Origin of the sequence: Wolbachia endosymbiont (group B) of Silvanus unidentatus, from assembly GCF_964028615.1 — a bacterium.
Taxonomy (GTDB): Bacteria; Pseudomonadota; Alphaproteobacteria; order Rickettsiales; family Anaplasmataceae; genus Wolbachia.
Window position 1 is genome coordinate 1,257,650 of record NZ_OZ034795.1, and the last position, 25,723, is coordinate 1,283,372.

The 25,723-nt window shown below is 33.7% G+C and carries 31 protein-coding genes; 26 read left to right on the plus strand and 5 right to left on the minus strand.

The window, feature by feature from the left end; all coding sequences use genetic code 11:
* The 18 genes from rpsN to ABWU65_RS06055 all read left to right on the plus strand — a co-directional run bounded on the left by rpsN (window position 1) and on the right by ABWU65_RS06055 (window position 12,001).
* Window positions 1-309, plus strand: coding sequence for a 30S ribosomal protein S14 (rpsN, locus tag ABWU65_RS05970; protein WP_353280451.1), 309 nt, complete (start codon window positions 1-3; stop codon window positions 307-309).
* A 22-nt stretch (window positions 310-331) separates the two neighbouring features.
* Window positions 332-727: a 30S ribosomal protein S8 gene (gene rpsH / locus ABWU65_RS05975; RefSeq protein WP_007302546.1), complete on the plus strand. Its 396-nt coding sequence runs from the start codon at window positions 332-334 to the stop codon at window positions 725-727.
* A 16-nt stretch (window positions 728-743) separates the two neighbouring features.
* A complete protein-coding gene (gene rplF / locus ABWU65_RS05980) occupies window positions 744-1,289 on the plus strand; it encodes a 50S ribosomal protein L6 (protein WP_007302547.1) in 546 nt (181 codons plus the stop codon).
* 5 nt (window positions 1,290-1,294) lie between these two features.
* Window positions 1,295-1,666, plus strand: a complete 372-nt coding sequence (gene rplR / locus ABWU65_RS05985; protein WP_007302548.1) for a 50S ribosomal protein L18 — start codon at window positions 1,295-1,297, stop codon at window positions 1,664-1,666.
* 12 nt (window positions 1,667-1,678) lie between these two features.
* A complete protein-coding gene (gene rpsE / locus ABWU65_RS05990) occupies window positions 1,679-2,191 on the plus strand; it encodes a 30S ribosomal protein S5 (RefSeq protein WP_007302549.1) in 513 nt (170 codons plus the stop codon).
* 3 nt (window positions 2,192-2,194) lie between these two features.
* Complete coding sequence (gene rplO / locus ABWU65_RS05995; RefSeq protein WP_007302550.1) at window positions 2,195-2,665, plus strand: 50S ribosomal protein L15; 471 nt, start codon at window positions 2,195-2,197, stop codon at window positions 2,663-2,665.
* A 3-nt stretch (window positions 2,666-2,668) separates the two neighbouring features.
* A complete protein-coding gene (gene secY, locus ABWU65_RS06000; RefSeq protein WP_213863923.1) occupies window positions 2,669-3,997 on the plus strand; it encodes a preprotein translocase subunit SecY in 1,329 nt (442 codons plus the stop codon).
* The gene (locus tag ABWU65_RS06005) at window positions 3,994-4,635 is read left to right on the plus strand and encodes an adenylate kinase family protein (RefSeq protein WP_052265056.1); all 642 of its coding nucleotides are present in this window, start codon (window positions 3,994-3,996) and stop codon (window positions 4,633-4,635) included. The genes secY and ABWU65_RS06005 overlap by 4 nt, the downstream gene beginning before the upstream one ends.
* A gap of 59 nt (window positions 4,636-4,694) precedes the next feature.
* A complete protein-coding gene (rpsM, locus tag ABWU65_RS06010; protein ID WP_007302553.1) occupies window positions 4,695-5,063 on the plus strand; it encodes a 30S ribosomal protein S13 in 369 nt (122 codons plus the stop codon).
* A gap of 24 nt (window positions 5,064-5,087) precedes the next feature.
* Window positions 5,088-5,474 carry a 30S ribosomal protein S11 gene (rpsK, locus tag ABWU65_RS06015; RefSeq protein WP_006012273.1) on the plus strand — a complete coding sequence of 129 codons (387 nt, stop codon included), beginning with the start codon at window positions 5,088-5,090 and terminating at the stop codon, window positions 5,472-5,474.
* 20 nt (window positions 5,475-5,494) lie between these two features.
* On the plus strand, window positions 5,495-6,562 hold the full coding sequence (locus ABWU65_RS06020) for a DNA-directed RNA polymerase subunit alpha (RefSeq protein ID WP_353280454.1): 1,068 nt from the start codon (window positions 5,495-5,497) through the stop codon (window positions 6,560-6,562).
* A gap of 7 nt (window positions 6,563-6,569) precedes the next feature.
* Complete coding sequence (rplQ, locus tag ABWU65_RS06025) at window positions 6,570-6,998, plus strand: 50S ribosomal protein L17 (RefSeq protein WP_010404731.1); 429 nt, start codon at window positions 6,570-6,572, stop codon at window positions 6,996-6,998.
* 11 nt (window positions 6,999-7,009) lie between these two features.
* Window positions 7,010-7,363 (plus strand): YraN family protein, encoded by a 354-nt coding sequence (locus tag ABWU65_RS06030; protein WP_010404733.1) that lies wholly within the window; start codon window positions 7,010-7,012, stop codon window positions 7,361-7,363.
* A gap of 38 nt (window positions 7,364-7,401) precedes the next feature.
* Window positions 7,402-7,950 (plus strand): ATP synthase F1 subunit delta, encoded by a 549-nt coding sequence (gene atpH / locus ABWU65_RS06035; protein ID WP_007302557.1) that lies wholly within the window; start codon window positions 7,402-7,404, stop codon window positions 7,948-7,950.
* On the plus strand, window positions 7,947-9,488 hold the full coding sequence (gene atpA, locus ABWU65_RS06040) for a F0F1 ATP synthase subunit alpha (protein WP_007302558.1): 1,542 nt from the start codon (window positions 7,947-7,949) through the stop codon (window positions 9,486-9,488). The genes atpH and atpA overlap by 4 nt, the downstream gene beginning before the upstream one ends.
* Before the next feature lie 9 nt (window positions 9,489-9,497).
* The gene (gene greA / locus ABWU65_RS06045; RefSeq protein ID WP_007302559.1) at window positions 9,498-9,992 is read left to right on the plus strand and encodes a transcription elongation factor GreA; all 495 of its coding nucleotides are present in this window, start codon (window positions 9,498-9,500) and stop codon (window positions 9,990-9,992) included.
* Window positions 9,993-9,995: 3 nt separating this feature from the next.
* Window positions 9,996-10,640, plus strand: coding sequence for a 3,4-dihydroxy-2-butanone-4-phosphate synthase (gene ribB, locus ABWU65_RS06050; protein WP_353280456.1), 645 nt, complete (start codon window positions 9,996-9,998; stop codon window positions 10,638-10,640).
* A gap of 71 nt (window positions 10,641-10,711) precedes the next feature.
* Window positions 10,712-12,001, plus strand: coding sequence for a M48 family metalloprotease (locus ABWU65_RS06055; RefSeq protein WP_353280457.1), 1,290 nt, complete (start codon window positions 10,712-10,714; stop codon window positions 11,999-12,001).
* A gap of 1 nt (window position 12,002) precedes the next feature.
* Here ABWU65_RS06055 and ABWU65_RS06060 read toward each other — a convergent pair whose 3' ends face one another.
* Complete coding sequence (locus ABWU65_RS06060; RefSeq protein WP_007302562.1) at window positions 12,003-12,338, minus strand: TrbC/VirB2 family protein; 336 nt, start codon at window positions 12,336-12,338, stop codon at window positions 12,003-12,005.
* A gap of 95 nt (window positions 12,339-12,433) precedes the next feature.
* On the minus strand, window positions 12,434-13,168 hold the full coding sequence (fabG, locus tag ABWU65_RS06065; protein WP_019236930.1) for a 3-oxoacyl-[acyl-carrier-protein] reductase: 735 nt from the start codon (window positions 13,166-13,168) through the stop codon (window positions 12,434-12,436).
* 565 nt (window positions 13,169-13,733) lie between these two features.
* On the opposite strand from fabG, the gene ppdK reads away from it, so the two are divergent.
* The 4 genes from ppdK (at window position 13,734) to ABWU65_RS06085 (ending at window position 20,268) form a co-directional block, all read left to right on the plus strand.
* Window positions 13,734-16,361: a pyruvate, phosphate dikinase gene (ppdK, locus tag ABWU65_RS06070; protein ID WP_179943900.1), complete on the plus strand. Its 2,628-nt coding sequence runs from the start codon at window positions 13,734-13,736 to the stop codon at window positions 16,359-16,361.
* A gap of 184 nt (window positions 16,362-16,545) precedes the next feature.
* Window positions 16,546-17,916: a hypothetical protein gene (locus ABWU65_RS06075; RefSeq protein WP_019236931.1), complete on the plus strand. Its 1,371-nt coding sequence runs from the start codon at window positions 16,546-16,548 to the stop codon at window positions 17,914-17,916.
* Window positions 17,917-18,125: 209 nt separating this feature from the next.
* Window positions 18,126-19,208, plus strand: coding sequence for an efflux RND transporter periplasmic adaptor subunit (locus tag ABWU65_RS06080; protein WP_052265054.1), 1,083 nt, complete (start codon window positions 18,126-18,128; stop codon window positions 19,206-19,208).
* Between the two features lie 148 nt (window positions 19,209-19,356).
* Complete coding sequence (locus ABWU65_RS06085; protein WP_231834404.1) at window positions 19,357-20,268, plus strand: hypothetical protein; 912 nt, start codon at window positions 19,357-19,359, stop codon at window positions 20,266-20,268.
* A gap of 57 nt (window positions 20,269-20,325) precedes the next feature.
* Here ABWU65_RS06085 and grxD read toward each other — a convergent pair whose 3' ends face one another.
* Together grxD and ABWU65_RS06095 are read right to left on the minus strand one after the other, a co-directional pair.
* Window positions 20,326-20,643: a Grx4 family monothiol glutaredoxin gene (gene grxD, locus ABWU65_RS06090; protein ID WP_007302570.1), complete on the minus strand. Its 318-nt coding sequence runs from the start codon at window positions 20,641-20,643 to the stop codon at window positions 20,326-20,328.
* A gap of 16 nt (window positions 20,644-20,659) precedes the next feature.
* A complete protein-coding gene (locus tag ABWU65_RS06095; RefSeq protein ID WP_007302571.1) occupies window positions 20,660-20,878 on the minus strand; it encodes a BolA/IbaG family iron-sulfur metabolism protein in 219 nt (72 codons plus the stop codon).
* 119 nt (window positions 20,879-20,997) lie between these two features.
* Between ABWU65_RS06095 and ABWU65_RS06100 the strand changes: the two genes are divergently transcribed.
* On the plus strand, window positions 20,998-21,912 hold the full coding sequence (locus tag ABWU65_RS06100) for a P44/Msp2 family outer membrane protein (protein ID WP_019236934.1): 915 nt from the start codon (window positions 20,998-21,000) through the stop codon (window positions 21,910-21,912).
* Between the two features lie 10 nt (window positions 21,913-21,922).
* On the opposite strand, the gene ABWU65_RS06105 is transcribed toward ABWU65_RS06100, so the two are convergent.
* Window positions 21,923-23,245, minus strand: a complete 1,323-nt coding sequence (locus ABWU65_RS06105) for a malic enzyme-like NAD(P)-binding protein (protein WP_007302575.1) — start codon at window positions 23,243-23,245, stop codon at window positions 21,923-21,925.
* A 121-nt stretch (window positions 23,246-23,366) separates the two neighbouring features.
* On the opposite strand from ABWU65_RS06105, the gene pgsA reads away from it, so the two are divergent.
* The 3 genes from pgsA to bamD all read left to right on the plus strand — a co-directional run bounded on the left by pgsA (window position 23,367) and on the right by bamD (window position 25,719).
* Window positions 23,367-23,909 (plus strand): CDP-diacylglycerol--glycerol-3-phosphate 3-phosphatidyltransferase, encoded by a 543-nt coding sequence (gene pgsA, locus ABWU65_RS06110; protein WP_006012406.1) that lies wholly within the window; start codon window positions 23,367-23,369, stop codon window positions 23,907-23,909.
* Between the two features lie 99 nt (window positions 23,910-24,008).
* Window positions 24,009-24,965 carry a hypothetical protein gene (locus ABWU65_RS06115; RefSeq protein ID WP_007302576.1) on the plus strand — a complete coding sequence of 319 codons (957 nt, stop codon included), beginning with the start codon at window positions 24,009-24,011 and terminating at the stop codon, window positions 24,963-24,965.
* A gap of 67 nt (window positions 24,966-25,032) precedes the next feature.
* Complete coding sequence (gene bamD / locus ABWU65_RS06120) at window positions 25,033-25,719, plus strand: outer membrane protein assembly factor BamD (RefSeq protein WP_007302577.1); 687 nt, start codon at window positions 25,033-25,035, stop codon at window positions 25,717-25,719.
* The last annotated feature ends 4 nt before the right edge of the window (window positions 25,720-25,723 follow it).

A 25,723-nucleotide genomic window follows, 5' to 3' on the forward strand; every position in this document is an offset into this window, starting at 1 on the left:
ATGGCAAAAAAATCCATGATACAGAAGAATCTTCGTAGAATAAAGTTATGCGATCAATATAGGGAGAGAAGGGAAGAATTAAAATCTATAATGAATAATAAGGATTTATCTATTGCAAAAAGGTTTGCAGCTCAAAGTAAGCTGATTAAAAAATTGCCTAGAGATTCTTCTAAAATCAGAATTAGGAATAGATGCGCTTTAACTGGTAGGCCGAGAGGAGTATATAGAAAATTTGGTTTATGTAGGATTGTTTTACGTGATTTGTGTTCTTTTGGAGAAGTTCCAGGGGTTACAAAATCTAGTTGGTAAATGTGATATAAGGAGTGTAATAGTGTCGTTATCTGATGGTATTGGTGATTTTTTAACAAGAATACGTAATGCTCAATTGGCAATGCATAGGGAAACAAGAGTCCTATTCTCTAAAGTGAATTCTTCTATATTGAAGATCTTAAAAGAGGAAGGGTATATTCTTAATTATGAAAAGCAAGAGAGTGATAGTATCCCTTCCCTTGTTGTGCAGTTGAAGTATTATGATAAATCACCTGTGATTAATGATATAGCTAGGGTATCAAAGCCCGGTTGTCGTTATTATTCTAAGTGTAAGGACATTTCTAAAGCGTATAATGGTCTTGGAATTTTTATTATATCTACACCGAAAGGAGTGATGACCGATTATAATGCACGTAGATTAAAAGTTGGTGGAGAAGTTTTGTGTCGTGTATTTTAAATGATAGGAGAAATGTATGTCTCGTATAGGTGCCGCACCTATCAATATTCCTGCTGATCTTTCAGTTGAATATAATAATGGTAGGGTATTAATAAGAAGTGTTAGGGCAGAAAAAGAGCTGAACTTGTGTAGTGGCATTCTGTGTCAGATAGTTGATAATCAATTGTTACTTTCTGTTGATCAAGGCAGGGATGATTATGATAAAATAAAATCTATATGGGGCACTTATAGAAGTAATATTAATAACATGATTAACGGTATGGTTAATGATTTTTCTGTTGATCTTGAGATCAATGGTGTGGGGTATAAAGCAGAATGTGATGATAAGTATTTGACTTTATATCTTGGTTATAGTCATAATATTAAGTATAAAGTGCCTAAAGACGTTGAGATTAAGTGTATAAAGCCAACTCATTTAGTGATTCGCGGTATGGATAAGCAAAAAGTCTATATGGTGGCTTCTGATATATGCAAAATTAGAAAATATGATCCTTATAAAGGTAAGGGTATTGTAATAAAAGGCAAATTTATGCTGCGTAAGGTTGTAAATAAAAAGAAGTAATTAAAATGAAAAGATTGTATAATTTTTTAAGTAGCTATGAAAAAAGGAAACTTCGTAATAGAGCGAAGCTCGATAAGAGCGCTGGGCGTTTACGTATATCCATATTTAAGTCTAATAAACATTTCTATGTTCAGTTGATTAACGATGCAAAAGGAACAACCCTAGCTTCTGCTTCTACTTTGGATGATAAAATTAGGAATGTATGTAAAGGTAGGGTTAATGCTGAAACTATAAAACAGGTTTCTTCTTTATTGATTGAGCGTCTGCCTAGTACAAAATTGCAGCAGCGGTTCGTCTTTGATCGGGGAGCATATAAGTATACAGGATTGATTTCTCAATTTGCTGAGGCTTTAAGAAGCTCTGGATTTAAATTTTAGAAGGTTTTAAATATGGCTGTAAAGAATTTACAAAATAATAATGATTTATCAGAACTTTTGGTTTCAGTCCGAAGGGTAACAACGGTTACTAAAGGTGGTAGAAGATTTTCATTTTCAACTTTGGTTGTTGTTGGTGATGGTAAGGGTAGGGTAGGATGTGGAATAGGTAAACACGCAGAGGTTGCTGAAGCAAGAGTGAAAGCTTTAAATGCTGCAAAGAAGTCGATGATTAGGGTGTACTTACGTGAAGGTAGAACTTTACATCATGATATTAAAGCTAAATTCTGTTCTGGTGAGATAGTTTTAAGAGCTGCAAGAGCTGGAACAGGTATTATTGCTGGTGGAGCAATGAGGTCGGTTTTTGAGGTATTAGGTATAAAGGATGTGGTAGCTAAGTCTACTAGATCAAATGATCCTCATAATATTATATGTGCAGTATTTAAGGCTTTTGATGTTATGTTATCTCCTCGCCAAGTGGCAGGTAAGAGGGGTAAAAAGATTAGTGAGATAGTTGGAAATAGGTAAACTATGAATGATGCTGTAAAATTAAATTCTATATTTACCAAATTATCTAAGAAAAAGAAGCCTAAATTATTAGGTAGAGGTATTGGTTGTGGTAAAGGTAAAACATCCGGTAGGGGGCATAAAGGGCAGAAAGCGAGAAGTGGCGTTTCTATAAATGGTTTTGAAGGTGGACAGCAGTCTATATATACTCGTTTACCTAAAAGAGGTTTTAAGCCTATACGCAAAAACTTATACTCTATATTTAATGTTGGGGATGTACAGTGCTTAATGGAAGCTAAAAAAATAGTCAAGGATTCTATCATAGATAAGGAGCTACTGCATAAGTTAGGTTTTATCAGATCTGTTAAAAGTAAAATTAAACTTCTTAATAAGGGTAAATTAAGGGAAAAATTTGTGTTTCATGTTGATTTTGCATCAGAAGCTGCAAAAAGATCTGTAGCTTCAGTTGGTGGTAGTGTAGAAATACTATCGTAAATCATGAACAGTAAATTTGCATTTAATAGTTTGGATTCTACGCTGTTATATAAAAGTGATTTACTAAAGCGTATATTTTTTACTCTAATGGCTTTAGTTTGTTATCGTTTAGGCACTTATGTTCCTATTCCTGGAATTAATCTTGATATAATCAATGATATATTTCCAAAAGAGAGTTCTGGTGTTTTTGGAGTATTTAATTTATTTTCTGGTGGCGCTTTAGCTAGAATGACGATCTTGGCGTTAAACGTTATGCCATACATAGTTGCATCCATAGTTATGCAATTATTATCTTCTGCCGTTAAAGGAATCAATGAAATTAAAAATGACGGAGAGTTGGGACGTCGAAAGATGAACTCTTATATACGCTATATGACTATAGTGTTTTGTATCTTTCAATCAATTACGATCTTAATAGGGTTAGAAAGAATGAATATAGAAGGGGTATTAGTTGTAGTTGAACCTGGTATTATGTTTCGTACTATAGGTGTCTTTAGCCTTTTAGGTGGAACTATATTTTTAATATGGCTTGGTGAGCGGATCAGTGTGAGCGGTATAGGCAATGGTATCTCATTAATCATTTTTACTGGCATAACATCTGAATTACATAATGCTTTATCATCTCTGCTAACATTAAATAAAAATGGTAGTATGTCGTTTTTCATTACCCTTTTTGTTATAGCATTGTTTTTTTTACTGCTCCTTTTAGTCATTTTTACAGAATCTTCTTATAGAAAGGTAATTGTTCAATATCCCAAAAAACAGTTTAAAAAATTACATAATGATGATTTTACTTACATTCCATTGAAGATCAATTTATCTGGTGTAATACCAACTATTTTTGCTAACGCAATTTTATTAACGCCTATTTCAATTGCAAATTTCTATAAGGGTCATGCCATTGCTGATTTTATTTTAAACTACTTTATGGAAAATAAAGTGATGTACATTATAACTTACTTAATACTCATAGTACTTTTTAATTTTTTCTATACCAATTTTATATTTAATCCAGAGGAAAATGCTGATTTTCTTAGGAAAAATGGTGGTTTTATTCCTGGTAGAGGGCCTGGAAAACATACTTCTGATTATCTTCAAGATATAGTTTTTAAATTAACATTTATTGGGTCTGCGTATTTGGTGGTAATATGTACTATACCTGAAATTATGAGGTATCATTATGATATACCATTTATTTTTGGTGGGACGAGCTTGCTGATTATAGTTAACGTTATTACTGATACTATTATGCAAGTACAATCTTATGTTTTTTCAAATAGGTACGATAGTTGGATAAAGAAATATGAGTCTAAAACAAGGAAGCTAAAGTGATTATTACAATTTTTGGTCCTCCTGGCTCTGGTAAGGGTACTCAGTCCAGTTTGTTAATAGCAAAGTATAATTTTAAATTAGTTTCAGTAGGAGATTTATTAAGGAATATTATATCTAGTGGGAGTAAATTAGGTAAAGGAATAAAGGATACTGTTGAATCTGGTAATTTAATTCAAGATGAAGTTATATGTAAATTATTGTGTGACCAGCTTGCATTAATAGATGGTGATTTTTTGTTAGATGGTTTTCCAAGAAATTTAAATCAAGCTCATTTTTTAACTCAAGTTTTGCAAAAAAGATGCAATAGGGATGTTGATCTTGTAATTGAGTTGCAGCTTGACGATAATATTGCAATTGATAGATTAAAAGATCGTCTTACTTGTTTGGATTGTAAAAGTATATATAGTATATCTTCTTTTAAGAATACTACTTGTGCTAAATGTAAAAGTACGAGATTGGAGAAGAGAATTGATGATGCTAATATGCTTGCAATTAATAAGAGGATAAGAGAATATCATTCTCAGATAGAGGGTTTGCGCGAGTATTATAAGGACAAGTTGTTAACAATTAACGCTAATTTGAGTGTTGATAGAGTAATGCAAGAGATTGAAAGTAAAATTTCTTGTAATTTGATTTGACTATAAGTTGTTTTATGGTATAAATTAAGAGTTATTATTAATAAAGTATCGAGGTATCAGTGGCACGTATTGCAGGCATAAATGTTCCAGTGAAGAAGTGTGTTCCTTTTGCATTAACTTATATACATGGTATAGGTATTACTACTGCAAATATAATTTGTCGTAGCTGTAAAATTGATGAGCGTAAGCGTGTTTTAGAATTACAAGATGAAGATATAGAGAAAATTAGTAGTTTTATTAGGCAAAAATATGTCATAGAGGGTGAGCTCAGAAAAAAAGTAGCTATGGATATAAAATCTTTAATGGAAATCGGTTGCTATAGAGGATTAAGGCATAGAAAAGGTTTGCCTGTGAGGGGACAAAGAACCCATACTAATGCTAAAACTCGTAAAGGCAGATCTAAATTGCCTATTGCTGGAAAAAAATAAAATTTGTTATTATCGTGAGTTTTTATGAAAAAAGTTAAAACGGTTGGTAAGAATACAAAAAGGTTTATTACTGGTATTGTCCATATTCGTGCAACTTTTAATAATACTTTTGTAAATGTGACTGATGTTTGTGGTAATACGCTTTACCAGACTTCTGTTGGTGCATGTGGTTTTTCTGGTTCGAGAAAATCCACACCTTATGCTGCAGGTAAGGTTGCCGATTCTGCTGCGAAGAAAGTAATAGAGAGATTTGGTATGAAGGTTGTTTCTGTAATAATTCGTGGTCCTGGTTTTGGTGCAGAAGCTGCAGTTAAAGCACTTCGGAATTGTGGATTGACTGTCACTTCAATTGCAGATAAAACGGCGATACCTCATAATGGGTGTAGACTAAGGAAAAAAAGAAGAGTATAGGATATTTGGAAGGTTTTTGTATGTATTATAGTGATAATGTCTCTTTCTGTGGAAATTTAGATAGATTAACTAAGCCTAATGCGATTAAGGTAATATCAGGTGATTCAAGTAAAAAAAGTGATATAGTTCTAGAACCTTTGGAAAGTGGTTTTGCTTTAACGTTGGGTCATGCATTAAGGCGTGTAATGTTGTCTTCTCTTCGCGGTAGTGCTGTTTATGGAATAAAAATTGAAGGCGTGAATCATGAATTTACTTCGATCCAAGGAGTTAGGGAAGACATAACTGATATAGCATTAAATATGGGCATGTTGAGATGTAAGTTAAATAACACGTCTAATAAGTGCTTAAATTTGAGCGCTAAAGGGCCTTGTCAAGTATTAGCTGGAATGATAGAAACTGATGACCAATGCTCTATTGTTAATAAAGATTTGGTGATATGTACACTAGGTCAAGATGTGGAGCTTAACATTACTATATATATTGCTAGTGGAAAAGGTTATCTTTCTGTAAATAAATATAAAGAAAATGAATTTTTAAAGTCTATAAATGAACAAGATTTAATTGGTTTTATTCCAGTTAATGCTTTATATAGTCCTGTTGAGAGGGTTTCGTATAGAGTAGAGAATAGTCGTGTTGGTCAAGTTACTGATAAAGATAAGCTGATATTGTCAATTGAAACTGATGGTACAATCTCTCCAAGTCAAGCTGTTGACTATGCTGCAAGAATATTACAGGAGCAATTTCAGCCTTTTATTAGTTCTGATATGAGTTATAAAAAATCGCAAGTTTCTTTGTCTAGTGGTGCTAAAGATTTGGGCTATGATCCTGTTCTATTGCGTAAAGTAGATGAAATGGAATTATCTGTTAGATCTCATAACTGTCTGAAAAATGAAAATATCACTTATATAGGTGATCTTGTGCAAAAGACGGAAGTTGAAATGTTAAGAACTGCTAATTTTGGCCGAAAGTCTTTGAATGAAATCAAGGCAATTTTAAATAATTCAGGTTTGTCTTTGGGTATGAATATACCAAATTGGCCGCCTAAGGATATAGATGAACTGGCTAAACAACATACTGATGAGGATTAGGTAGTATATGAAACATGGAATAAAGAAAAATAAACTGTCTCGTTGTACCGAGCATAGGTTATCAATGTTAAAGAATCTATCTATCTCGTTAATTAATCATGAGCAGATTGTAACTACTTTACCAAAGGCTAAAGCACTTCGTCCATATGTGGAAAAGTTTATTACAATTGCTAAGAATAACGATTCTTTACATGGTAGAAGGCTTTTGCTTTCACGTCTTCATAATAGTAAGTTAGTAGTTGATAAATTATTAAGCGTTCTAGCTAATCGTTATCAAGACCGTAAAGGTGGATATTCTAGAATAATAAAATTTGGTACTCGAAAGGGTGATTGCGCTCCAATGGCAGTGATAGAGCTAGTTGATAGAGATATTTCAGCAAAAGGTGAGATTTATAGTAAAAATAAAAAAGGAAGCAAAGTAGTTACACAAAGCTAATTATTCTTTTTATGGTAAGTAGGTTACGCTATTTTGTAGGTTACTTTGGAGAATTGTTAGTTTCGATATATTTAAAGCTGAAATTCTATAATGTTATAAAACGTCGCTTCCGTTGTAAGTTGGGTGAAATTGACTTAATTGTATCTAAAAAAAGGGAGCTGATTTTTATAGAAGTTAAAACAAGTTTATTTGGAAAAGAAGTACCGATATCTCATTTTCAGTGTCAGTCTATTATAAATTCTTCTAAATATTTCTTAAGTAAAAATCTTGATTTTTTAGATTATTCAGTCAGATATGATTTATGTTTTCTTTCCTTAAGGAGAAGACCTATTTATATAAAAAATGCTTGGATTGAACAATGGTAGCTAAAATAATTTAGATTTACTAGAACAGGTAATTGAATATGAAAAACAATAATTTAGTTTCATCTTATGCTAGAGCACTGTTTCATGTCTCAGGAAGCAGATTAGGTATTATAAGAAAAGAAGTAGAATTTTTGTTAGCTTTTTTTAAAGATCAAGATGTTTTTGTGTATCTATCTCATCCTATGGTTTCTCTTTTGCACAAAAAAGAAGCGATACTTTCTATAAAGGAGAACTTGAGTGAAAACTTAGTCAAATTTATTATGGTTACACTTGCAAACAAGCGCTCCCGTTTATTAATCCTTATATTAGAAAAATTCTTAAATCTTGTAAGGGAAAGTGAAAATGAATTGGAAATTACTATAAAATCAGCAGAGATTTTAAAGAAACCTGATATAAAAATAATTACTGAATCTTTGAACTTTCTTGGTAAAATAATAAAAGTCAGTCATGTGGTTGATCCTTCTATACTAGGTGGCTTTGTAGTTAGGTATGGTTTTAACGTGATTGATGCTTCGCTTAAGAGTTATTTGGATAGATTGGTTGATTTGAGTAAAATGGAAATGTTGAAAATAAGGAATTGTATATGAAGAATAGCATAAATGCCTCTGAAGTAGTAAACATAATAAAAGAGAAGGTTGAGACATTTGATAATCCTATAAAACGAGAAAATATAGGTGAAGTAATTTCAGTAACGGATGGTATCACATTGGTCTATGGGCTGGAAAAAGCAAAGTTTGGTGAAAAGGTATCTTTTGCAAGCGGTGTAGAAGGAATAGTTCTTGATTTAGATCATGATACAGCTGGAATAGTTGTGCTTGGCAATGACCGTGATGTAAAAGAAGGGGACGTTGTAAAATGTAGTGGTGATGTTGTACAGGTGCCTGTAGGTCATGAATTATTAGGGAGAGTTGTAAATGCATTAGGCGATCCTATAGACGATGGCGGAGAAATTAGAGCCAAGAACAAAATGTATATAGAATCTAAAGCGCCAGGTATTATTGACCGTAAATCTGTGCATGAACCTCTGCAGACAGGAATTAAAATTATAGATTTGTTGATTCCTATAGGTAGAGGGCAACGTGAATTAATTATTGGCGATAGACAAATTGGTAAAACCACTATTGCGATTGATACTATTATCAATCAGAAGAAGATTAATGATGAGGTAAACGAAAATCAAAAAATTTACTGTGTTTATGTTGCTATTGGACAAAAAATTTCGACAGTAGCAAAAGTGGTGAATAAGCTAAAAGAAAGTGGAGCATTAGAGTATACAACCGTAGTTGTGGCTAGCGCATCTGACTGCGCGCCTATGCAATTTTTAGCACCTTATACCGGTTGCACTATTGGAGAATTTTTCCGTGATAATGGAATGCATTGCTTGGTGGTATATGATGATTTATCTAAGCATGCTGTGGCATATAGGCAGATGTCCTTATTGCTTAGACGTCCTCCTGGTCGTGAAGCTTATCCTGGAGATATATTCTATGTACACTCTCGCTTGCTTGAAAGAGCTGCCAAAATGTCTGATGAAAAAGGACAGGGATCTTTGACTGCTTTGCCGATTATTGAGACTCAGGCTGGCGATGTATCTGCATATGTTCCAACTAATGTGATTTCAATTACCGATGGACAAATTTTTCTTGAGTCTGAATTGTTTCACAAAGGATTTCGCCCTGCAGTGAATATAGGTTTATCGGTTTCTCGGGTTGGCTCTGCTGCACAATTGAAATCTGTGAAAAAAGTTGCTGGTTCTATAAAGCTGAGTTTGGCCCAATATAGAGAACTGGAAGACTTTGCTAAATTTGGTTCTGATCTTGATGCTACTGTTCAATTGTCCTTAAACAAAGGTAAATACCTTATTGAATTATTAAAGCAAAAACAGTATTCACCTATGCAAATAGAAGAGCAAGTATTGCTTATGTATATCTTTTCTAATCTGTATGGTCAATTAAATAAGGTACAGGTGAGCAACATCAATAGGTTCGAGTGTGATCTTATCAATTATTTTCAAACTGTTCACCCTGGAGTTTTAAAAAAGTTGTCGGGTGACATGAATGATGATATAAAAGATGATATTCTTGGTATTGTGAGTGATTTTGTCACTCAATTTAATTGCGTTTAGGCGGTGATTATGACTTCATCCATTGTTAACAAGTTTCCTATTACAAGGGAAGGTTTTGAGAGTATGCAAGTCGAACTTGAGAAATTAAAGGAAGAAAAACCTTCTATCATACAGGCTATTTCTGATGCTCGTGATCAAGGCGATTTATCAGAAAATGCAGAATATCATGCAGCACGGGAGAGATTAAGTTTTATTGAAGGCCGTATAATTGAGGTAGAAAGTAAACTTTCACATGCAGAAGTGATAGAAGTAAAAAATTTGTCTGGTGATACAGTAATGTTTGGTGCAACTGTTACGGTAAGCATGCTCGGTGATGATAACAGTGAAATTGAATATGTTTATAAGATTGTAGGTGGATATGAAGCTGATGCTTCAAAGCAGTTGATCTCTACGGATTCACCACTCGGTAGTGCTTTAATTGGCAAAAAAGTTGGTGAGTATGTGGAAGTGATAGTGCCAAATGGAGAGAAATTGTATAAAATAGTTAAGATTGAGTTTAAGTAAATCATGGTACAAGTAACTTATCCTTCAATTAGTCTACCTGGTATTTCTTCTGTGGAAGATGTATTGAGGGATGCTAGTTCTGGTAAATTATTCATTTTAGTTGACGATGAAAACAGAGAGAATGAAGGTGATCTGATTGTATTAGCTGAGAAATTAGAGCCAGAACATGTGGCTTTTATGGTTAGATACGGTACAGGGATTGTTTGTTTAGCAATGACTAAAGTTCACATGAAAAGGTTAGGCCTTAGTTTCATGGAAAAAAAAAATGTTGGTGAAAATCATACTGCTTTTACTACATCAATTGATGCACGTTATGGTATTACTACGGGTGTTTCAGCTGAGGATAGAACAAAAACTATACATGTTGCTATTGATAAAAATAGAACTCAGGATGACATTATAACTCCCGGTCATATTTTTCCTGTGATTGCACATGAGGGTGGAGTAGAGCAACGTGCTGGTCATACTGAAGCAAGTGTTGAGATAGCTAAGTTAGTGGGATGTAATCATTCTGCAGTTATTTGTGAATTAGTGAATGATGATGGCTCTATGATGCGCTTACCCCAGTTGCTTGAATTTGCTGAACAACATAATATTAAGTTAACTACCATTGATAAACTTATCAATTACGTTCAAAATTTAAACTAGCGTTTATAGATTCGTATAGTTTAAGTGTTAAAATACAAAATTCCTCAAAGTTATACAAACAAGGAATTTCCATGTCTAAGCTTTTTGTTTTACTATTTTTTTTCGTATACTGTAATAGCGCTTACTCTGTTAGTATTATTAGAGATAGTGAAGTGGAAGCGGTAGTTAAGGATCTAGCGCAACCTTTATTTTCTGCTGCGGGTATTGATAATGATAAAATAAAAGTTTTTATAGTTGATGATAGATCGATTAATGCTTTTGTAATTAACAATAATAGCATTTTCATTCATTTAGGGCTTTTACAATATTCGACTGAACCTTATGTCTTACTTGGTATATTAGCACATGAAATTGCTCATATATCTGCTGGTCATGTATTACAAATGAGTAGTGCTATAGGTTATTTTCAATCAATAGCAATGATTAGTTATATGGTAGGATTAGTTTCTAGTATTGTCATTAACCCTCAGGTTGCGAGTGCAATCTTGCTTAGTGGTGTAACGCTTAGTTCAAGGTTGTTTTTTAACTATTCTCAAGAGCAAGAGAGTGTAGCAGATAGCTATGCTTTAAGATACCTAGATGAATCTGGCTATGATAATTTGGGTATGAAAGAGATTTTTGACTATTTTAAGAGTATTGAGCATGAAAACACTGAAGAGTATTTCCGCACTCACCCACTTAGTGATAAGCGTATATTTGCTGTACAGAATTATAAGGTTAAAAACAATATAAAACCAATCCTTGCAGATAAATTGCTGAAGTTTGAGCGTATGGTTGCAAAGCTAGACTCTTTTTTTGCTCCTATTCATGTGTTATCTAATAAATATGAAGGTAGTTCTAAGTATGTAAATGCTGTAATTCACTATAGGCAAGGAAAGATAGAAGAGGCTATTACTAAAGTTAATTCATTGATTCAAGAGTCACGCAATGATCCTTATTTATATGAATTAAAAGCGGAGATGTTATACAAAGCTGGAAATTTAAGTGAAGCAATAAAAATGTATGAAGAATCACTTAGATATTTATCTGAGAAGAATAACTATTTAGTGAAACTTGCGTTATCTCATACTTTATTATTACACGGTGAAATAGAGAAGGCAATTTTTTACCTAGAGCAGGTTGCAAACGTAGAAACAAATAACGCCTTTGTCTGGAAGTATTTAAGTATTGCATATAAACGTAGCGCTGATATGGCAATGTATTATTTTGCTTTGACGAAAAAGGCTTGTATTGAAGGTAATTTAGACAAATTTATGAAGTACGCTGAGTTAGCTATTAAAACTTTACCGAAAGACAGTCATTATTTGTTACAGATTGAAGACATGAAGGAACAATACACACAAAAACATCCTGATTTTTAAGTTATTTTTCCCCACACTTGCTCAACATACTATCTTGTTTAATGCTATCGGGTATAATTTTCATTATAATCGCTTTGGCACCAAAAAATACACCACAAAACATACCTAGGGCAAAGAGAGCTGGCCATGGCATTCTACCAAATATTGCAAGCAAAGCTGCACCTATTATGACTACAGTCATAAGTGGCCCACCTATTCCCCAAATATAACCAATAATATTGCATATTACTTGGGCAGTTGTATCATCTATATCAGTAGCAGCATTTGCGTAATCTGAAAAAGAGAGAAACAGCACTATACACAAAGCATTAAAAAATTTTTTTATTATATAGCTCATTCTTTTGCCTCCAAGTAATAAACTAACGCGAAAATAAATTTATATATATACTTATTGTAAAGTAAAACTTATAATTTGTCCATAAATAAGTGTTGCTACATAAATAGCCCACCATTGATGTTAAGCACATGTCCCGTTATATATTTTGCCTCATCGCTTGCTAAAAACAATACTCCTGCTGCTATTTCTTTTCCTGTTCCCATTCTTTTCATTGGGATGTGATCTAATATTTTTTCCTTTTGTCCTTCATTTAAAACTTCAGTCATTTTAGTATCTATAAATCCAGGAGCAATGCAATTTACTGTTACACCGCGACTTGCAACTTCTTTTGCTATAGATTTGCTCATAGCTATTATTCCAGCTTTTGATGCTGCATAATTTACTTGCCCGGCATTTCCTGTCAATCCTACTATTGAAGAAATATTTATGATTCTTCCCCAATTATTTTTAATTAATTTCTTGCATGCTTCTCTATTTAGCTTAAATGTGGAGGTCAAATTAATATCAATCACCTTTTGCCATGCTTCATCTGTCATTCTCAACAATAAGCTGTCTTGTGTAATTCCTGCATTGCATATGAGTCCATCAAAGCCTTTCATCAACTCACTTGCTTTATTTATTAGTTGATTTACCTCTTCAGGATTTGATAAGTTGCAAGGAAGTACGTGAATGTTTTTTTCATATTTTTTAGCAACTTCTTCGAGTATTTCTTTTTTTGTACTAGAAATACATAAAGTTGCTCTGGCCTTATGCATAATTTCTACAATTGCCTGGCCTATTCCGCCTGATGCACCAGTAATCAGAAATTTCTTATTCTCTAATCCAAACATAATAATTTTTATTTGTTCCAGCTCTTAACAGAATATTAAAAGACTTGCAATAGATTTTTTGCATAACTTTCATTTAATAGAAGCTTCTTGATAAATCTTGTGTTTATTGGCGAAATTATGGCGGCTGCATGCCTTTTTTTATTTTTTTCTATTCAGCCTAAACACGCTTCGTTTAAGCGTTAGCACATTATCAATTACAGTAATAAAATCAGCACCATGTGGATTCTTTTGCCTTTTTTTGATTGGTAAATTTCTTAACACTTATAGCTAAAGTAATTTAAGAGAGCCAGCGCGTGACTAGTTCTTATTACTTGATCAGTCTTCTGGATCCCAGTACTGGAATGACAGGAGTGTGAGATAAGGCTACATTCATACTCCAACAGGAATGACATCATAGAGGTCATTGAGATGACAGGAAAGAATACTTGAATGACAATAGGGACACTAGAATGAAAGGAAAAGAGGCTATTTAATTGTGCTGAATTTTACAAAATTTATTACTCCTGCCTGACAAATTTATTAGAATAGTATGTATAGTATGTTTATTAGTGAAAATCCGAAAAAAATGCAAGAAAAGTTAATATATTACTTTAGCCAAAGCAACTGTGAAGGCAATGCAGCAATGAGAAATCTACTAGGAGGGAAGGGAGCAAATCTGGCAGAGATGTGTAACATTGGCATTCCTGTTCCACCTGGTTTTACAATTTCCACTGCTGTTTGTCAGGCCTATTGTCAAGATAATGAATTGTCTTGTGATCTACGTAACGAGATAAAAAACTACATGGCGATGCTCGAAAGTGACATCGGTTGTAAATTCGGGGATTCAAATAATCCTTTATTAGTTTCCATACGCTCTGGTAGTGTGAATTCAATGCCGGGCATGCTCGATACAGTCCTAAATGTTGGCCTAAATGATGCAACCGTTGTTGGGCTTGCAAAAAAAAGTGGCGAACGTTTTGCCTATGATAGCTACTGTCGTTTCATCATGATGTACTCGAGTGTTGTACTACAGCTTGACCATCACTTATTTCAAGACATTGTTGATAGTGAACAGCAAAAAAGTGGAGCAAAAAGCTTAGCTGATCTTAATGTTGATGTTTTAAAGAAAATTGTTAATGATTTTAAAGAGATAGTATGTGAAAAAACTGGAAAGCATTTCCCGCAGAACGTTGAAGAGCAATTGTTAAACTCGGTTAATGCAGTATTTGCCTCTTGGAAAAACGATAGGGCTGTTTCCTATAGAAGAATACATAATATTCCTGAAAACCTTGGAACAGCGGTCAACGTGCAAGCAATGGTTTTTGGTAATTTAAATGATAATTCTGCAACCGGCGTGATATTTACACGTAATCCTTCAACTGGAGAAAAAAAGCTTTTTGGTGAGTTTTTAGTTAATGCTCAGGGTGAGGATGTGGTTTCTGGTGTTTATACTCCTATGCCAATTGACGGGGAGCAAGAAAGTACCATGGAGAAGTTGCTACCAAGTGTCTACCGAGAATTATGCGCGGTATGTGAAAAACTTGAAAGTCATAATAAGGACATGCAGGATATCGAATTTACTGTACAGGACGGTAAGTTATGGATTTTGCAGACTAGGTCTGGCAAGCGCACAGCCGAAGCTGCTATTCGCATAATAGTTGATATGGTAAACGAAGGAGTGATTACAAAAGAGGAAGGAATATTGAGAATTGATCCAAAAACTTTTGACAATTTTTTGCATCCAGTTCTTGATGTTAAAATCGATCAAGAAGTAATAGGCAAAGGACTGCCAGCTTCTCCAGGTGTTGCTTCTGGATATGTAGTATTCAGTGCAAGTGATGCTGAAAAAGCTGCAGAGCAGGGTAAAAAAGTAATTTTGGTAAGATCAGAGACGAGCCCTGAAGATATTAATGGAATGAATGCTGCAAGTGGAATAGTAACAGCGCGAGGAGGTATGACCTCGCATGCCGCTGTTGTAACTCGTGGAATGGGTAAACCATGCATTTGTAGTCTAAATGGACTTTATATTGATAAAGATGAAAAATTTCTTTCTATGGGGGATATAAAAGTAAATAAAGGTGAATCAATCACCATCAATGGAGGAACAGGAGAGGTTATGCTTGGTATTCTTCCTACAATTTTGCCTGAATTATCTCAAGAATTCAAAACGATAATTAACTGGGTAGATGAAATCAAAACAGTGAAGGTGAGAGCGAATGCTGATACTCCAAAAGATGCAAAAATTGCAAAAGAATTCGGTTCAGAAGGTATAGGATTATGTCGCACAGAACATATGTTTTTTGCTAGTGATAGAATCGAATCCATTCAAAAGTTGATAATAGCTGATGATGAAAATGAAAGGACAAATGCATTAAATAAACTCGAAGAAATGCAAAAGTCTGATTTCAAAGAAATATTTTCTATTATGGAGGGCAGGGAGGTTACTATACGTTTACTTGATCCGCCTCTACATGAGTTTTTGCCCCACAATCAATCTATTATAGAGAAAATTGCCAAATCACTGAATAAGTCAGTTGAATCAGTAAAAAATAAAATAGCACAGTTATCAGAAAAAAATCCAATGCTTGGCCATCGAGGTTGTAGACTTGCTATTTCTCATCCTGAAATATATGGCATGCAAATTAGGGCAATACTCAGTGCTGCAAGTGAATTAAGGAAAGAAAAGAAGATAGAAGTGAAACCTGAAATCATGATTCCTTTTATCATGAGTGAGAAAGAGTTTATTCTGATATGCGAGTTAATAAAGAAAGAAGCCGAAAATTTCGATGTGAACTATTCAATTGGAACGATGATAGAACTGCCAAGAGCAGCACTTATTGCTGACAAACTCGCAAAACACGCAGAATTTTTTAGTTTTGGCACTAATGATTTAACACAAACAACTATGGGACTTTCACGAGATGATTCAGTTAATTTCCTCGATTCTTATAAGGAAAGCAACATATTCAAAAACGATCCCTTTGAGGTGCTAGATGTCGAAGGGGTAGGGGAATTAATCAGAATAGCTATCGAAAGGGGCAAAAAAACCAGAAAAGAAATTAAACTTGGTATATGTGGAGAGCATGGAGCGAATCCACAGTCCATAGAGTTTTTCATCAAATCAGGGGTTGATTATGTGTCATGCTCGCCTTATAGAGTACTGGTTGCAAAATTAGTGGCAGCACAGCTTAGCATAAGTTTGTTGGGTAAATAGCGATAACTAACTGTGCGAACATAGATTCGGCTAACAAGTAGCGGAATGATGATTTTTCAAATTGTCGATAAATCTAAGTCAGTTTAGCTATTTTGCTGCTGCTTTTTCTTTTCTTAATATCTTAAGAAAGATTGACTTTTTGTCTAAAATAATATAGGATAAAATAATAGTGAGTGAGGTAAAAATGTCAATATCAAAAGAACGTAAGGAATATTTACTAGAAAAGTTTAAATATGCTGCCAAAGAATTTGGCAAGTCTGGTACAAAGTCCAATCATCTAGCAGTACCAAAGGAACAGCAACTCTCTATTGATTTAGGTAATAGAAAAGTTTTTGGTATCATAAATAAGATTCTGTATTGGATAGAGAATAATTTTACTTATTTTTTTCCACGATATAATTTGTTTCCAGAAGTTGGAGTTGAAGGAAGAAAAATTCCTGGAACTGATACAAGGGTTAAGTATTTTAACTCTGATGAACAATTTGATCAAAGAAAATTTATTGGCGAGCAAGATGGGGAACTTAAGTTATACAACTTAGAGGGCAAATTATATGATACAACTGATAAAATTAGTAAGGGTAAAAAAGGTTGTGTAGCTTATGTTATCACGCTTGATGGAAAATTAGTAACTCATGAACATATTAATGTTAACAAAAGCGAATGGGCTTATCGTCATTCAACTCTTGCAGGCGGTAAGCCGATTTTATGTTCTGGTTTAATGAAAGTGGTAAATGGTAAAATAACTTATATAGACAATAATAGCGGGCATTATAAACCAGAATCAGCAAACTTATACAATGCAGTGAAAAAGTTAGAAGGTCTATTTTCGAAAGATGCGAAAGTTGTTTGCTTACCATATTGGATTAGCTTGAAAAAACAAATTCCGCTTATACGCAAAATTAATCTAGCCAAACGAGAGCCAGTAGAGGAATTCTTGAAAAGGATGGAGAAAAAAGGGAAAGATGGATTGACTCAATATAAAAGACATTTTGAAAAGATAAAGAAATTTAATGAGCAATATGAACAAAAATTGCTTCTTGCAAACTATAAGTCACCTACAAATGAACTGTCCTACAAACCAACTATACATAAAAAACACAGATTGAAATACTCTGAATATATTAACTTACACCTTAATTTTTTGAAAGAGTTTGATGAAAGTCCTGAAGTGCAAAAAATAGCAATAGAACATTCAATAAGAAGGGTTATTGGAGCAAATTATGGCCATAAGCCTACAGTTGCGCTTGCTAAGGCACAGGTAATAGATAAAGATGGAAAGCTGCAAGAAACGGACGAAATAGTAGGTATAAATGTTGCTTTTCACCATGAGAATGATCGTGATGGCTTTGCTAAACTTCTAGATTTTAAAAAGTATAGCTATATTTGCGAACCTCATTTGCAAGATAAAAAAAATAGAGCAGATATGGAAAAATTAATGCCCAATAAACATGCAGTTTTTATGAGTACAGACCAGGCTAATAAATTTATAAAGGGCACTTTACAAATTAAAATTGATAGTGTTGAGCAATTGGGTGTTGGTTTAGTGATGGGCTAAAGCTCTGTTTAAATATATATTTAGTTTTGTTACAATATTCTTATTTTCATCATATAATATGATGGAAATTTTATGCACAACTTTTTTATTTGATTAAAAATTGCATTTTTGCAATAAAAACTTATTTATTGTAAGAAAACTTGCTCATATAAAACTATTTATAGAGTGACAATAGCTGTGTTATACTTACACTTCTGATTCGAAAATTTATGCAGTTATTTCTAACAAGATTGGTCAATAAATTTTACTGTTTAAGGATGAGAAACAAAGTAATCATCGTTTCCGGTATTGCTCTTATTCTACTGTTTTTTATCAACAGTACATTTTTAAAAAAAGATCAGGCGGTTCATAGTGATAATCCAATTAGTAGTTTTTCATTAAAAACTCAGGATTATACTCCACAAAATCGCACTGTATATTTAAATTTTTCTGGTACGGTAAATCCCTTGCATAGGTTCAGCCTTGTCTCAAGAACAAGTGGTCAAGTTATTGCTATTTATTTGTCTGATGGTGAAAAAGTAAAAAGAGGCGATGTAATTTTAAAGATAGAAGATTATGACAGAGTTGAGCAAGTTGAAAAAGCCAAAGCTTTATTAAATCAGCGTGAAATTGAGTATGATTCCTCTCGAAAATTGAATACAAAAGGGTATGGAGCACAGATAAGAGTGGAATCAGCTTTTACTGCATTGCAGAGTGCAAAAGCTGACCTAAAAAGGCTAGAGTTGGATTTAGAAAATACTGCGATTAAATCCCCTATTGATGGTTATGTAGATAAGATCAACGTAAATGAAGGGGATTTTGTTAATCTTGGACATAAGATAACTGACATAGTTAATTTTGATCAGGTTCTTGTGGTGTTATATGTTTCAGAAAATGAAGTAAATAAAATAAAGCTAGGTAGCACAGCGCAAATTAATTTGCTAGACGGAAGGGAATTAGTAGGTGAAGTGAGTTTTATTAGTAAAATTGCTGAGCCTAAAACTGGATCTTATAGAGTGGAGGTAAAGGTAACTGATAATGAGATTATATCTTTGCAAGGACTGACTGCTAGTGTAAGCCTCCCTTCAGGTGAAAGATTTGCATATAAAATTCCTTCTTCGGCCTTAAGCTTAAATGACGATGGTATTCTTGGAATAAAGATTGTTGATGATAATAATTATGTAGTATTTACAGCAATAGAAATTGTTGATTATGAAGACGATGGAGTTTGGGTAGTCGCAAATAATGAAAGTAAGCCTATAAAGTTAATAACATTGGGTCATCTATTTGTTAAGCCTGGTGATAAGGTTTAGCTTGTATATACACTTTTAGTAAAAATCAGATAAAATTCCGTGTTAGCAATAATTATAAAAATACTTACTAATATACTTATCTAAGTATTGACAATTATTAACAAGAAAGCTAGTTGTATAAATGTTTTATAAAAAAAGAGTGTATTATATGCCACGTATTAGTGAAGAAAAGTATAAGCGTTATCGTGAGTTGAATAACCTTGACTTAAATAAAAAGTTAAAAGAAGCTATAAATGAGCTAGATTATAATAAGATAAGGAGTATTATTTTTGACAATGAATTGGAGTCAATTGACGATGAAATATATGGTGCATTATTTTTGAATAAATATCCTAGATTTCCCGAGTTTTTACTTATGCTAGGAGACAGTAGTTCAAGTGATGTAGTTAACTTTTTTATACAACATGTTCCAAGTAAATTTTTGTGTGGAGAAGGCCCTAGAAATAGTTTGGGTAATATTCCATGCATAGAATTTATCTTTAGTTACAGACAAGACGCAATACCTACTCTATTAGAGGCTGTTTCAAAATCAGACAGAGACGATACTATCGTATTTGGAAAAGGTTTAGTTTCTAGTGTAAAGAAGAGAATAGAAAACATTGAGAGTAATGGGAGTCCTTATTATAGAAATGAATCTTGTGCAGCATATTCTTGTTCTGATAATCCACAAGATTACTACGATGCAAAAGAGGCTATTGAAGAATATTGCACACAAAATGTTAATGGTGATTACGAAATCGTTCCAGACTATCTTTTTACTATAAAAGATCAACCTCGAGAGCTAAAGCGATTGTTTATAGATATTGCTGCTGCCATAAGAAGTGATAGCCTTGATAAAGTGCAAAGTGGTCTGAAAGCAATTGAAGCAAGTGTTCCTAAAGCTGATCTGCGCATTATTGATAAAATCAGTACGTCATTAAGTTCTCTAATAAAAAAGGCTAAACAAAATGTAAATATGGCACGCGCTATTAGTGATGTACAGGCAAATATTACTTGGCCTGGTACATTTCTTAAAGAGAATGTCTTATGTACAAATAGTGTACAAAAGTCAAAAAACTAAAGTTTTTAATCAGGCTAGGTGTGAGGCACGCCTATTTTTTTCTTGCTTATTTCCTTACTAAACAATCTGTTTTTCTTTCAATAAACTCTGTAATTCACCTTTTTCATACATCTCGCGGATTATGTCACAGCCACCAATAAACTCTCCCTTTATATATATTTGTGGAATTGTTGGCCAATCAGAAAAACTTTTTATGGACTGACGTATTTCATCATTCTCAAGTACGTTGATGCATTTAAACTTTACATTCAAATTTTTGAGAATTGATACGACGAGCCCAGAGAATCCGCATTGAGGAAAGTCAGAGGTGCCTTTCATATACAGCACTACATCGTTTTCTGCTATGTCTTTTTTTATTTGTTCAAAGTTGTTCATAAATATCACCTTAATTTTAAGCTCCAGTTTCTAGTTGCAATGCATGTATAGACTGACCTTCAAGAGCCTTATATACCATTCTATGTTGTTCTATTTTTGTCCTTCCAGAAAAACACTGGGAAGTTATTTTTAAATGGTAGTGATCATCATCTCCAGCAAGATCCTTAATCTTTATATCGGCACCAGGGAATGACTGTTTGATAATTTTCTCTAATTCATGAACTGCAACAACCATTGATTCACTTTAAATTACAATACTCTTATTCTAAATCTAAAACAACTGAGCGCAATAAAAAATTGCTACATAAAAAATAGAAGTATGTTAGCATAAAAGTGAAATTATGTGAGGTTTATATGGCGAATAAAAGATTTAAATTTACATACCTACTAACTTTGCTCACTTTTTCATTTAGGTGCTTATCTTATGATAGTGAAATAAATAATTTAAAGAATTTTTATATTCAAGCTAACTATTTTGGAGCATTTTTCAATGCAATAGGTTCTCTAAAAGGAAAAGAAGATGCAGGTGAAAATGTAACGGAAGGTGTTTTTAGCTTTAATGAGGAGGAGAGGATTGAGGCTGGATATAGTCCTAAATACGTTCCAGGACTTGCAGGTGGTGCTTCAATAGGATATGTATTCAAAAATATGAGAGTTGATCTTGAAGTTCTATATTCTCAGACTAACTTAGATGATGAAGATTACTCAGATAAAGGAAAAGCAAGATATATTGAACTTCGTCGTAATGATGATGTTTCTGTTGGAACAGAACGTAAATCACCTTGGAGAAGTGGAAAAGTTGATATTGAAATTCAAGAAAAGCCGCCTAATGTTCAAGTAAAGTTCAAAGCTGCATTTAAGATGAAAAATGAAGGTTTTAATAATTTGGCTGGAATGATCAATGTGTATAATGATTTTAACGTCGGAGAAATGCTCTGCATTCCATATTTTGGAGTTGGTGCAGGTGTAACTAAGGTTAAATTTTTAGGAAAAACCAGATATGCTTTGGCTTACCAAGCAAAGCTTGGTGTTAATTATCCACTTACAACAAACACTCAAGCGTTTGCTGGTTTACGCTATTTTGGTATTCTTGGTAACGAATTTAAAGGTATTCTGCCAGTAGCAAAGATACTAGCTGGCGAAAAATATATTCCTGCTGGTAAAAGCAATGAAGTTGATGAAACTGCACGTATGCAATCAACAACTACAACAATTACCAATAGGTTTGGCATATATGGCTTAGAGTTTGGATTGGTTTATCGCTTTTAAATTTATCCAATTACGTATGTGAAGACAATAAATTGAGCGTGCTGAGAGCCTTAGCGAGGCGAGATTTTAATTGACTTGCATACTCATTCCAGTCCTCTATTTCCTTTCTTGCCACACCTGAGGTAACGGCAGCTTTTGCAACAGCAGGAGATACCATAGAAATTAATCTTGGATCAAATGGAGTAGGTATTATATATTCACGTCCATAGCTCATTTTACGACCGCCATAGGCTGCAGATATCTCATTTGGCACTGGCTCACGGGCAAGCTTCGCTATTGCATCTGCAGCTGCAATTTTCATTTCTTCATTTATTGTCGTTGCATGTACATCAAGTGCTCCTCTGAATATATAAGGAAACCCCATTACGTTATTGACTTGGTTGTTATAGTCTGACCTACCAGTTGCAATTATTGCATCTGGCCTTACAGACTTTGCAAACTCAGGCCTTATTTCTGGATCAGGATTAGCAAGAGCAAAAATGATCGGGTCTTTACCCATGCTTTTTAACATCTCTTCGCTGAGCACATCCTTTGCAGAGAGTCCGATGAATACATCAGCGCCTTTTATGGCATCAAGTAGAGAACGTTCTTTAGTGTCAATTGCATATTTTTCCTTCCACTTATTCATGTCCTCTTTTCTGTCTTTGTGTATTACTCCTTGTTTGTCACATAGCACTATGTTCTTAGCGCCCATGGACTTTAGTATTTCCAAACACGCAATACCAGCTGCTCCAGAACCATTCATGATGATCTTGACATTCTCTAATTTCTTTTCAGCAATATCGAGGGCATTTTCTATACCAGCTGCAACAACTACTGCAGTGCCATGTTGATCATCGTGGAACACCGGAATATCCATCAACTCATTTAGACGTTTCTCTATTATAAAACAATCAGGAGATCTTATATCTTCTAGATTTATTCCCCCCCAACTTGGACCAAGATACCTTACTGCATTGATGAAATCTTCTATATCTTCTGTGTCAACTTCTATATCAATTGCATCAATGTCAGCAAAACGCTTAAATAAAACAGCTTTGCCTTCCATGACGGGTTTTGAAGCAAGAGGACCGATATTGCCAAGTCCCAGCACTGCGGTGCCATTTGAAATGACAGCCACATAATTGCTTTTTGCCGTGTAATCATAAACAGCTTTAGGATTTTTAGCTATTGCAAGGCATGGGGCTGCAACACCAGGGGAATAAGCAAGTGATAGGTCATGCTGTGTGGATAAGGGTTTTGTTGGTATAACTGATACCTTACCAGGTTTACCACTTTTATTATGGTACTTAAGTGCTTCTTGTTTTGTGGTGTTATCTAAATCATTATTCATGCTTTGAGCTTATTGTTAGTAATTTCCTAAGTATATGGGGTTTTTATGAATGTTCAACTATTAGCTTGTGAACTCTATTGTACTTCTGTATAAATTTATCTACTACGTAGGGTGATGTGACATGCTTAAGAAAAACGTGCCTAATTTGCTAACAATTTCTCGTGCGCTCGCAATACCGGCAATAATATCAAGCTTTTATATAGAGAGTAAGTATGCAAGTCTAATAACAATATTGATCTTTATGTTTGCGTGCATTACAGATTTTTTTGATGGTTATTTAGCGCGTGCATGGAAAGTCCAATCGAATTTTGGCAAATTATTTGATCCAATTGCCGACAAGTTAGTAGTAGCTTCAACAATAATCATGCTAGTTTATAAGCATAAGATAGATGATATTACAATTATACCGTCAGTTATAATTGTTTGTAGGGAGATATTAGTTTCAGGCTTGCGGGAGTTCTTGATAGCTACAAACGTTAGTTTACCTGTGAGTAAGGCTGGGAAAATTAAAACATTTTTGCAGATGGTTGCTATAGTAGCGTTAATAATGAGTGATTATGAAGCAACTAAATATATAGGTGTGGTTTGCTTATGGGCTGCGGCTGTTATGACTATGTGGTCAGGCTATAATTACGTTCTAGCTGGCATCAAACAGATTGACTAAATTGCTTAAGAGTATACAAAGAAAGTTAATAATTTCATAATATTGACTTAGTAATTAAAATCCTATATAATGTATTAGTTCATAAGTTGGTCTGTTCATATGACTAGTATTACAGGCACTAAGTTTTTTTTAAAAAGATCCAAAGGTAAAAAAGGTGCTAAAATGGAAGATTTTTTCTGGGATTTTTGGCCAACAGTTGATGAAGAAGTCAGAAAAGAAAGAGAGGAAGAAAAAAGCAAAAAGCTCGAACAAGAACTATTAACACTAAAAAAAAGAGAGCTACATAGGAAATGTGTATCATTGGTAACAATGGTTCCATTTGCATTATTGATGGCAATTGAGCTCGAAAAAACATGTAGCGATCAGGTATTACTTGGCCTTATAAGCAGCTCATTAGGCCATACTATATTACCTTTCACAGTCTTATCCCTTATTTGCACGCTATATTTAATTTATAATAATAGAAAAATAGCACAAAAAGAACGAGAATTGGAGAATATTGAAAGTGGGAAAACAGTAGAAAAAGAAAAGAGAGACCTTCCTTGTACCGTTGATGATTACTTTAACTATGCTGATGCTGCTTTAGTTACATTAGTTATTGTGGCTAGCATAGTAGGTGAAGCATTGGAGCAAGGAATAATAGGAGACGTAGCTTTTTCAATTTCTAGTCTATTTTACTTTGTAGCGAGTGCTACTTTCTGCTATCGCGAGTACAAGAAAAGTAAAAAATATGAAGTAGAAAAAGAGCAAGACTTTGATGAGAAGTTTGAAAAAAAGACAAGCAATATGTCTTCAGCTAAGTTAATGCTCGCTGGTTCTTCTTTATTACTAATCAGGAAAATAATATTGATTTCTGGAGTAGCATTAGCATCATCTGCTGTTGGGCCTGCTTTAGGTCTGGTAGGTATTGCTCTTTTGATGGTAGGAAGTGGATTGATCACACATTCTTATAGTAGAAAGCTAGAGAACGTAGAAGTGAGTGGAAAGGGTGTTGCAATAGGTGGTGGTGCGAGCAATATAGGTAATGGTGGCCAAGAGACGCTTTTCGTTCGATGATAATGCCAAAAATTTGTTTATTTAGGTAATATTTAGTCTATACTTTATTTTGATCAAAAAAAATCTTATGTATAAGACTTTAATCATATGCTTTTTTCTTCTGACTTGCCCCTTCACGCAGTTATATGCGAATGATCTTGAACACACTGAAACTGAACTATATGAGGAGGCAGTTAAGCTTTATGATCAGAAAAAATATAAGCAAGCTATTAGAGCATTTCAAAAGATAGAGGATTTGTATCCTTTATCTTATTGGGCAATGAAAGCAAAATTATTATCTGGAGTTTCTTACTATAATATGGGTAACTACAGCAGTGCTGCAAGTGATATGGATGATTATATATACGTTTATCCAAATGGTGAAGATTTGCCATATGTATATTACTTAAGAGTATTATCTTATTACATGCAAATTAATAAAGTGCAGCTTGGGCAACAAATTGCATATAAAACTTTAGAGCTAGCTACTGAATATATTAATCTTTTTCCGAATAGCGAATATATAGAAGAGATCAAAGAAAAAGAAAAATTAATCACAGAACATATATCAAAAAAAGAGTATTCTATTGGTGAATTTTACCTAAAGCGTGGTGAATATTTAGCAGCAATTAAGCGTTTTCAAGATATGATAAGCAATAAAGATTCTAAATATTCTTCTAGAGTTATTAGTTATTTAATAACAGCTCACTTAGCTCTTGGCCTTGACTTAGAAGCTGAGCAGTATGAAAATATGTTAGTAGAAGGGGTGAATTAGTTTT

Bases quoted from the DNA above. Each gene is read 5' to 3' on its own strand.
- bamD (WP_007302577.1), top strand. From the start codon at position 25,033: ATGTATAAGACTTTAATCATATGCTTTTTTCTTCTGACTTGCCCCTTC.
- greA (WP_007302559.1), top strand. From the start codon at position 9,498: ATGACTTCATCCATTGTTAACAAGTTTCCTATTACAAGGGAAGGTTTT.
- rpsN (WP_353280451.1), top strand. From the start codon at position 1: ATGGCAAAAAAATCCATGATACAGAAGAATCTTCGTAGAATAAAGTTA.
- ABWU65_RS06100 (WP_019236934.1), top strand. From the start codon at position 20,998: ATGGCGAATAAAAGATTTAAATTTACATACCTACTAACTTTGCTCACT.
- atpA (WP_007302558.1), top strand. From the start codon at position 7,947: ATGAAGAATAGCATAAATGCCTCTGAAGTAGTAAACATAATAAAAGAG.
- rpsK (WP_006012273.1), top strand. From the start codon at position 5,088: ATGAAAAAAGTTAAAACGGTTGGTAAGAATACAAAAAGGTTTATTACT.
- ABWU65_RS06020 (WP_353280454.1), top strand. From the start codon at position 5,495: ATGTATTATAGTGATAATGTCTCTTTCTGTGGAAATTTAGATAGATTA.
- ABWU65_RS06115 (WP_007302576.1), top strand. From the start codon at position 24,009: ATGACTAGTATTACAGGCACTAAGTTTTTTTTAAAAAGATCCAAAGGT.
- atpH (WP_007302557.1), top strand. From the start codon at position 7,402: ATGAAAAACAATAATTTAGTTTCATCTTATGCTAGAGCACTGTTTCAT.
- rplO (WP_007302550.1), top strand. From the start codon at position 2,195: ATGAATGATGCTGTAAAATTAAATTCTATATTTACCAAATTATCTAAG.
- grxD (WP_007302570.1), bottom strand. From the start codon at position 20,643: ATGAACAACTTTGAACAAATAAAAAAAGACATAGCAGAAAACGATGTA.
- ABWU65_RS06080 (WP_052265054.1), top strand. From the start codon at position 18,126: ATGCAGTTATTTCTAACAAGATTGGTCAATAAATTTTACTGTTTAAGG.
- ABWU65_RS06105 (WP_007302575.1), bottom strand. From the start codon at position 23,245: ATGAATAATGATTTAGATAACACCACAAAACAAGAAGCACTTAAGTAC.
- ribB (WP_353280456.1), top strand. From the start codon at position 9,996: ATGGTACAAGTAACTTATCCTTCAATTAGTCTACCTGGTATTTCTTCT.
- fabG (WP_019236930.1), bottom strand. From the start codon at position 13,168: ATGTTTGGATTAGAGAATAAGAAATTTCTGATTACTGGTGCATCAGGC.
- ABWU65_RS06060 (WP_007302562.1), bottom strand. From the start codon at position 12,338: ATGAGCTATATAATAAAAAAATTTTTTAATGCTTTGTGTATAGTGCTG.
- ABWU65_RS06055 (WP_353280457.1), top strand. From the start codon at position 10,712: ATGTCTAAGCTTTTTGTTTTACTATTTTTTTTCGTATACTGTAATAGC.
- rplF (WP_007302547.1), top strand. From the start codon at position 744: ATGTCTCGTATAGGTGCCGCACCTATCAATATTCCTGCTGATCTTTCA.
- secY (WP_213863923.1), top strand. From the start codon at position 2,669: ATGAACAGTAAATTTGCATTTAATAGTTTGGATTCTACGCTGTTATAT.
- ppdK (WP_179943900.1), top strand. From the start codon at position 13,734: ATGCAAGAAAAGTTAATATATTACTTTAGCCAAAGCAACTGTGAAGGC.
- ABWU65_RS06030 (WP_010404733.1), top strand. From the start codon at position 7,010: ATGGTAAGTAGGTTACGCTATTTTGTAGGTTACTTTGGAGAATTGTTA.
- ABWU65_RS06075 (WP_019236931.1), top strand. From the start codon at position 16,546: ATGTCAATATCAAAAGAACGTAAGGAATATTTACTAGAAAAGTTTAAA.
- ABWU65_RS06095 (WP_007302571.1), bottom strand. From the start codon at position 20,878: ATGGTTGTTGCAGTTCATGAATTAGAGAAAATTATCAAACAGTCATTC.
- rpsE (WP_007302549.1), top strand. From the start codon at position 1,679: ATGGCTGTAAAGAATTTACAAAATAATAATGATTTATCAGAACTTTTG.
- ABWU65_RS06085 (WP_231834404.1), top strand. From the start codon at position 19,357: ATGCCACGTATTAGTGAAGAAAAGTATAAGCGTTATCGTGAGTTGAAT.
- pgsA (WP_006012406.1), top strand. From the start codon at position 23,367: ATGCTTAAGAAAAACGTGCCTAATTTGCTAACAATTTCTCGTGCGCTC.
- rplR (WP_007302548.1), top strand. From the start codon at position 1,295: ATGAAAAGATTGTATAATTTTTTAAGTAGCTATGAAAAAAGGAAACTT.
- rplQ (WP_010404731.1), top strand. From the start codon at position 6,570: ATGAAACATGGAATAAAGAAAAATAAACTGTCTCGTTGTACCGAGCAT.